At 69.2% G+C, this 5,759-nt stretch carries 6 protein-coding genes; 4 read left to right on the top strand and 2 right to left on the bottom strand.

Annotated elements, in window-relative coordinates:
• Window positions 1-93: 93 nt before the first annotated feature.
• Window positions 94-537, bottom strand: a complete 444-nt coding sequence (locus AB0M27_RS46335) for a GtrA family protein (RefSeq protein ID WP_365732220.1) — start codon at window positions 535-537, stop codon at window positions 94-96.
• Window positions 538-897: 360 nt separating this feature from the next.
• Here AB0M27_RS46335 and AB0M27_RS46330 point away from each other — a divergent pair, with 360 nt between their 5' ends.
• The 4 genes from AB0M27_RS46330 to AB0M27_RS46315 all read left to right on the top strand — a co-directional run bounded on the left by AB0M27_RS46330 (window position 898) and on the right by AB0M27_RS46315 (window position 5,460).
• Entirely contained in the window at window positions 898-2,181 is a 1,284-nt protein-coding gene (locus AB0M27_RS46330) for a molybdopterin-dependent oxidoreductase (RefSeq protein ID WP_365732222.1), read from the top strand.
• 2 nt (window positions 2,182-2,183) lie between these two features.
• Window positions 2,184-2,687, top strand: a complete 504-nt coding sequence (locus AB0M27_RS46325; RefSeq protein WP_365732221.1) for a hypothetical protein — start codon at window positions 2,184-2,186, stop codon at window positions 2,685-2,687.
• Entirely contained in the window at window positions 2,684-3,364 is a 681-nt protein-coding gene (locus tag AB0M27_RS46320; RefSeq protein WP_365732219.1) for a class I SAM-dependent methyltransferase, read from the top strand. Before AB0M27_RS46325 ends, AB0M27_RS46320 begins: the two co-directional genes overlap by 4 nt.
• A gap of 272 nt (window positions 3,365-3,636) precedes the next feature.
• Window positions 3,637-5,460: a glycoside hydrolase family 15 protein gene (locus tag AB0M27_RS46315; RefSeq protein WP_365732218.1), complete on the top strand. Its 1,824-nt coding sequence runs from the start codon at window positions 3,637-3,639 to the stop codon at window positions 5,458-5,460.
• Here AB0M27_RS46315 and AB0M27_RS46310 read toward each other — a convergent pair.
• Window positions 5,457-5,759: metal ABC transporter permease (locus tag AB0M27_RS46310; RefSeq protein ID WP_365732217.1), on the bottom strand; the 303-nt coding region annotated here is incomplete at its 5' end. The genes AB0M27_RS46315 and AB0M27_RS46310 overlap by 4 nt on opposite strands.

Below are 5,759 nucleotides of genomic sequence, written 5' to 3'. Positions count from 1 at the left end.
AGCGGGCGACCAGGACATCCAAAACCGTTCGGGATGCCCGCAGTGACCAGGTATGGGTCCAAGACTCACTACTGCTCACTGATTAGGAACGGTTCATCGGTGGCGGCGTTTGAAGACGACCATCCGTAGGACAGTGAAGCGCACCACGGTCACCAGGGCGAAGCTCGGCGCGAGTACCAGGATCTCCGCTGCTGGTGAGGCGGTGGGCCGGTAGTGACGGAAGAGCAGGACAGCGCCTGAGGTGACCAGGTACGCCAGGACGAACAGGCCGCCTGCGGTCAGATGCGCCTGGAGGACCCGGACCCGGGACTCGCGAAAGGTCAGCCGACGGTTGGCCTCCGTGTTGAGGAGGGTGACGACAAAGAGGGAGGTGAAATTGGCCAGGATGGGCGGCGACCACCGGCGCAGAACCCAGTACAGCATGGCCTGGGCCACCGTGGAGGCGACGCCGACCACGACGAACCAGAACACCTCCTTGGTCAGCGCGGTGCGGCCGAGCCAGGTGGTGGCGCTGCGTCGTGCGCTGAGGCGTCGCACCCCACCATCATGAGGCCACCGTGCGACCCGTCGAGCCGTGCGGAGCGCCGGTTCTGCCGTTCGGCTGACGACGGACACCCGCCTGCACGACAGGCACGGAGAGCCGACCCGATCTGTGCCAGTTTGTGGCTGACGATTTGACAGGCACTGACGGAGCGGTGGGCTTCGATCCACACGTTGAGAGACGGTCTGGGGACAGGGGAGGCAGTCGTGGGCAGTGGCGGACGGCCACCGGCCGCGGGCTCCGGCGGGCCTCAGCGGCGGGGATCGGACGAGGGTCACGCGGACGGGCTCCTCGAGCGCGTGCGCGCTGCCGCGGCGGCGCGGGCCACCAAGGGGGCCGCTCGTACCAGGGCCCTCGTGCGCCGGGCCGGGCAGACTCCTGCGCCCCCGGGGCCGTTCCGTCCCGGATTCTGGCGGAGTCCGATCCGCGGGCCCTGGCTGACCTCGGTGTTCGGCCTGATCCTCCTGATCGGCATTCCACTGCTGTTCGTCACCGGACTGCTTTCCTACGCCTCCTACAACCCCGACCTGAGCCATTTCAACGACGAGACTCCCGACAAGGGTGTTCTGGGCTTCTACCTCTTCAGCTGGCCCACACACCCGTACTGGCTCTACCGGCTGCTCCAGGGCGTGCACGTGACACTGGGTGTGGTGCTGGTGCCGGTGCTGCTGGCCAAGTTGTGGTCGGTGATCCCCAAGCTGTTCGAATGGCTGCCGGTACGCTCCGTCGCCCACGGCCTGGAGCGGCTTTCGCTGCTGATGCTGGTCGGCGGCGTCATCTTCGAGTTCGTCACCGGCATCGTCAACATCCAGCTCTACTACGTCTTCCCGGGCTCGTTCTACCGCCTGCACTTCTACGGCGCCTGGGTGTTCATCGCCGCCTTCGTCGTCCACGTGTGCCTCAGGCTCGGCCGGATGACGCGGGCCCTGCGCTCACGCAGCCTGGGCGCCGAACTGCGCACCGACCTCGCCCAGACCGTGCCCGAACCACCCGATCCCGACGGCCTGGTGGCAGCCGATCCCGCACCGCCCACGATGACCCGCCGCGGCGCGGTGGGCATGGTGGGAGCGGGATCGCTGCTCCTGTTCGTAGTGACCGCCGGACAGAGCATCGGCGGCCGGCTGCGCGCCACTGCACTGCTCGCACCCCACAACCGCGATCCGAGCAGCGGCTCGAACAGCTTCCAGATCAACAAGACGGCGGCGAAGGTCGGCGTCACCCCCGCGCTCGTGGGCCCCACCTGGCGGCTGGAGGTCCACGGACGCGGAGCGCCACGCGTCTTCACTCGCGATCAGCTTCTGGCGATGCCCCAGCACGCCGCCGCACTGCCGATCGCCTGCGTGGAGGGATGGTCCACCGAAGACCAGCACTGGAGCGGCCTGCGGCTGGCCGACCTCGCCGCGCTGGCCGGACTGCCCGATGCCGCAAGCGTCCTGGTCCAGTCCGTCCAACCCCCCGGCCCCTTCACCAGGGTGGTGCTGCGCGGTAACCAGATCCACGACCCCCGGGCGCTGCTCGCCCTCCGCGTCAACGGCGCGGCCCTCTCACTCGACCACGGCTACCCGGCCCGCATCATCGTCCCGGCCAACCCCGGCGTGAACAACACCAAGTGGGTCCACCGGCTCACCTTCAGGGCGTGACCATGGCACGATCCGTCCGCTGGTACGGCTCCGGGCCTCTGCATCTGCTCGTCCTGATCGCCTCGTTCGCCCTGACTGGCTACGCCATGCTGCGCCTGTTCGCCGTCCGGCCCTGGGAGGTGGCGATCTGGTTCGTCGGTGCGGCGATCCTCCACGACCTCATCCTGCTGCCCCTGTACTCGCTGGCCGACCTGTCGGCCCTCTCCGTACTGCGGCGCCGAGCCGCCGACGGACCGAGGGTGGCGTGGATCAACTACCTGCGCGTCCCCGCCTTCCTGTCAGGTCTGCTCCTGCTGGTCTGGTTCCCCCTCGTCTTCCGTCTGGCGGTCCCCTACCCCGGCGACACCGGACTGTCCGACAGCGTCTACCTCGGCCGATGGCTGGCGATCACCGGCGTACTCTTCTCCGCCTCCGCCGTGGCCTTCGCGATGAGACTGCGCCGCCTGAGGCGGGCCGGCCGCAGCGACGAGAACCGACGGGCCGCAGGCCATGGCGCAGCACCGTGACAACGGACGAGGACGAGCTGTACGACACCGACGGGGAGCCCTACGCGCTCGCCCTGCGACCCGGCCGAGAACCGGTGTACCTACGGCTGGCCGACGGGCGCCGCATCCGGATGCCGGTACACCGCTGGCACGAGCAGCCCACGGCGGCCGACAAGACCGTACTGGAACGCAGCATCGGCCCCGTCCTCGACGTCGGCTGCGGCCCGGGGCGCATGTGCAGGGCACTCCTGAGCCGGGGAGTCTTCGCCCTCGGGGTCGACATCGCGCCTCGCGCGGTCGCACTGACCACCACTCTGGGCGGGCTCGCACTGTGCCGATCGGTCTTCGACCGACTGCCGGCAGAGAGCGGCTGGCAGACGGTGCTGCTCATCGACGGCAACATCGGCATCGGAGGCGACCCTCATGGCCTGCTGCGCCGCTGCGGCGGACTCATCGCCCCCACCGGGCGTCTCGTCGTCGAGGTCGACCCCCATGACGTCGAAGAGCTGTGCACTGCCCGGTTCGAGGACCTCCAGGGCCGGAGCGGTCCGTACTTTCCCTGGGCACGGCTCGGACGACGGGCGCTCCACAGGATCGCCGCCGACCTTGCCCTCAGCGTCACCGACCAGTGGGGATACGGCCACCGACGCTTCCTCGCCCTCGGCCGTGCGGATTCAGCCTCGGGACCTCGCCGATGACGCGGGGTCGGCCACGCGGCGGCGGGGAGACACGACGTACGCCGACCGGACGCCGAGCGCGGCACCAGCTCGTGCCACTCAGTCGGAGCAACCGTCGGCAACCGGCACGTGCGATCCACCGATCGTGCTGATTGGCTGGAGGCGAATCCGCTGTTCAGGGAGGATGGGGTCCATGTCACCCGTCAGGCACCTGGAGAGACCTGCGGCGCGGGCGACTGCTCACGTCGTCCCGGCCGGGCGGCGCTCGGCCCGAGGTGGACGGGCTGCGACGCATGAGTGCGCGACCGATCGGTGACCACGCCCTGCTGTCAGACTGCCGCTCAGCCGCGCTGGTGACCTCCGACGGCTCGGTGGACTGGCTGTGCGTGCCCCGGTTCGACAGCCCGGCGATCTTCGCCCGGCTCCTCGACGAGGACGCCGGCCACTGGTCCATCCGCCCTGTCACCGGCCCGGTCGACATCAGCCGCCGTTACGTCGAGGACACCCTCGTTCTGGAGACGGTCTTCCGCACGCCCGGGGGCACTGCGGTCCTGCGGGATGCCCTTGCCCTGGGACGGCGCGAACGCGGGCACGCGCTCGGCACCGCTTCCCCCGGAATGCTGCTGCGGCAGATCACCTGCACCGAAGGGCGGGTGGACATCGAGATCGGCTACGCGCCGCGCCCGGAGTTCGGACTCGTCCACCCACTCCTCTCAGCCGTGCCGGGTGGGCTTGCGGCGTACGGGGGCGCCCATGTTCTGCTGCTGTCGAGCCCCGTCGACCTGCGGATGAGCGGCTCCACGGCTCACGGCCGAATCCCGCTCTCGGCAGGGCAGCGCCTCGGATTCGCCCTGCACGTCGGGACGGCGTGGGAGAGGGAGTCGCTGGCCTGGCGGACGGGACGGATCCGGCGTCGCTTGTCCGACACCGTCGAAGGCTGGCGCTCCTGGTCGAAGCTCCACCGCGGCTACGTCGGCCCCTGGCAGGACGAAGTGAGCCACAGTGGACGCGTGCTGCGGGCCCTGACCTTCGCACCCACCGGGGCCATCGTCGCCGCGGCCACCACCTCTCTGCCCGAGAAGACGGGCGGAATGCGTAACTGGGACTACCGCTACACATGGGTCCGCGACGCCAGCTTTACCATTCAGGCACTGGCCACGGCCGCCTGCGAGAAGGAGAAGAACCGGTTTTTCGGCTTCCTCGCCCGGGCCGCGGCAAGCCAACTCGACCGCGGCGCCGACCTGCAGATCATGTACGGCATCGGTGGAGAACGTGATCTGAGCGAGCGGCCCCTGCCTCACCTGACCGGCTGGCGCAACAGCAGCCCCGTCCGGATCGGCAACGACGCCTGGCGCCAACGCCAACTCGACGTCTACGGCGAACTCCTCGACGCCGCAGCCCAGACCCTTCCACCCGATGAGCCTCTCGACCCAGCCACCCGCACCTTCCTGCTCCAGGCAGCCGAGACAGCCGCCCAGCGGTGGACCCAACCGGATCAAGGCATCTGGGAAAGACGCGGACCCAGCAGACACTTCCTCCACTCGAAACTGATGTGCTGGGTCGCCCTGGACCGCGCCATCAGCATGGCCCCTGCCCTCCAGGCCGACGAACGCCTGCCCCACTGGCAGCACGAGCGCGACCAGATCCGCCAAGCCATCGAACAACGCGGCTGGAACCCCGACCTGGGCGCCTTCGCCCAGGCATTCGACACGAACGACCTCGACGCCTCCGCACTGATGTTGCCCATTGTCGGCTTCCTGCCACCACACGACCCCCGCATCCAGTCCACCGTGCTGGCCATCGCCACCCAACTGACCGACCACAACGGCCTGGTCCGCCGCTACCTCACCGACGAACTGCAGGAAGAAGAAGGCACCTTCCTGCTGTGCACCTTCTGGCTTGCCCAAGCCCTCGCCCTCACCGGCCACACCACCCGTGCACGACACGCCTTCCAAACCGCCCTCGCACACGCCAACGACCTCGGCCTGCTGGCCGAGGAGACCGACTCCACCACAGCAGAGGCCCTCGGCAACTTCCCCCAAGCCTTCAGCCACATCGGGCTCATCAACGCCGCTCGCGCCATCCGCGATGCCGAGCGACAAGAAATACACGCCTAGTGCCAATGCCGCTGTTTTAAGCCGTGGCCTTGGGTTTTCGCTTGGTCGGGGCGGTTTTGGACGCGGGAACGATGGTGACGGCATACGAGGAAAACCACGGACAGCGCGCGGACTGGCACTCCGCGGCCGGCGGCCACCTGCGGGTCGACGGAGGCGAACAGCAGCGGCCGCCCGATCAGCGCCAGCACGGCGAGCACCACCGCGCCGACCACCGTCAGCACGGTCACCTGGGAAGAGGTGATGCCCAGGAAGGTGCCGAAGAGGATGGTCTGCGGCCCCTCCAGCAGCCCCCGGTACAG

It is taken from the genome of Streptomyces sp. NPDC052107 (assembly GCF_040680215.1).
Taxonomy (GTDB): domain Bacteria; phylum Actinomycetota; class Actinomycetes; order Streptomycetales; family Streptomycetaceae; genus Streptomyces.
The sequence above is the reverse complement of the archived record's forward strand: the minus strand, read 5'-3'. Positions and strand labels throughout refer to the sequence as shown.